The organism is Methylobacterium sp. WL103 (genome assembly GCF_008039885.1).
Taxonomy (GTDB): domain Bacteria; phylum Pseudomonadota; class Alphaproteobacteria; order Rhizobiales; family Beijerinckiaceae; genus Methylobacterium; species Methylobacterium cerastii.
Genome location: NZ_VRUX01000796.1, coordinates 1 through 1,584 on the forward strand (window position 1 = coordinate 1; position 1,584 = coordinate 1,584).

The following is a 1,584-nucleotide window of genomic DNA, read 5'->3' on the forward strand; positions in this document are numbered from 1 at the left end:
GCCGCCCCCATGGCGATGCCGGCGACCGGCACGCCGCAGGCCATGGCCTCGATCGCCACCAGGCCGAAGGGTTCGTCCCAGCAGGGCGTGAACAGGAAGACCGAGGCACGACCGACTTCGCTTGCCAGCGCCGCGCCCGAGAGGTGCCCGCCGTAGCGGATGGGGCCGCCGAGGTGCGGGGCGACCTGCGCGTCCCAGTAGTCTTGGTCCTCCACCGGGCCGAACAGGGTCAAGGGGATGCCGGCGCGTCGGGCTGCCGCGACGGCGCAATGCGTGCCCTTGATCGGCGCGATGCGGCCGGACCAGACGGCGGTTCCGTCGCCGCGATCCTGGTAGGGCCAAGACGCGGGATCGATCCCGTTGTGGAGGACCGAGACGCCTGCGGGCGCCGCCTCCGGCCACCACGACCTGCGTTGCGCCGCCGACGTGACGGTGACGCGATGGCCGGGCACGAGGCTGTCCTGCACGAACCAGCGCAGGGCGCCGTAGGGCGGCACGTGGAGCGAGGTGACGGTGGGCGTCGCCGCGAGGCGGCGGCCGTCCAGCGGCAGGCGGCTGAGGGAATTGTTGTGCAGTACGTCGAAGCCGCCGTCCGCGATCCGGTCGCAGGCGGCGGCGTAGCCGGCGTCGACATGGGCCTTGAGCCCGGCATCGCCCCGGTGCTCGAGGCCGGGGAAGCTGCGCTCGTGGTGCAGCGGGATCACCGGGTCGATGGAAAAGCGCGGGTCGCTGTCGCCGGCGGCGAACAGGACGACCTCGTGTCCACGCGCGGTCAGGCCTTCGGCGAGGACCCAGGTATACGCCTCCATGCCGCCCGCAAAGGGCGGCGCCACGGGATGGCGGAGATGGGCGAGCAGCGCGATCCTCACGCCGTCGCCGCGGCGGCGGCCTGGGCTTCGAGGAAGCGGATGACGGAGGCCGAATTGCCGTAGGGCTGGTGGCTCTGCTGGCCGGTCAGCGCGAGGTCGCCGGCCTCCGGGCGGCGCAGGATGCGGATCGGCCGGTCGGGGGCGTCGTCGATCAGCCCCATCACCTTGAAGGCGTAGAGCCAGTGGCCCATCGTGCGGTAGCCCCACTTGGCCTCGAACAGCTCGGCGTTGCGCACCACGCTGTCGAGGTGGTGGACCGGCGGCATATGGTGCGGGTGGTACTGGTGGTAGGCGAGGCCGCCCTTCATCCAGGCGATGGGGATGCCCGCACGGTCGAGGACCTTGCCGAAATCCGTGTCCTCGCCGCCATAGCCGGTGTAGCGTTCGTCGAAACCGCCGGCGGCCAGGAAGGTGGCGCGCCGGATCGCGAAGTTGAGGGACCAGAAGCAGCGGTAGTCGTCGCAGATCTCCAGGCCCGACGCCGGGGGGCCGCGCCGGTCGGAATGGCGCTCGGCGACCGCGGTGAAGGCCTCGCAGGTCCAGTCTCCGATGGTGGCGCGCTCGGGCAGATGGAGCACTTCGCCCATCAGCAACCCGTCGAGCTCGGCGAGCCCGCGCGCATAGTCGGCGACGAGGTCCGGGGCCGGGATGCAGTCGACGTCGAGGAAGACCACGGCGGCGCCGCCCGCCGCCGCGCCGCGGTGGTCTCCCTCGA

The 1,584-nt window shown here is 72.3% G+C and carries 2 protein-coding genes; both read right to left on the reverse strand.

The features are described from left to right. Positions 1-869, reverse strand: an 869-nt coding sequence (locus FV222_RS25540; protein ID WP_147815957.1) for a glycosyltransferase, incomplete at its 3' end; no start/stop codon positions are given. Beyond that, positions 866-1,584, reverse strand: a 719-nt coding sequence (locus tag FV222_RS25545) for a galactosyltransferase-related protein (RefSeq protein WP_147815958.1), incomplete at its 5' end; no start/stop codon positions are given. The genes FV222_RS25545 and FV222_RS25540, both read right to left, overlap by 4 nt.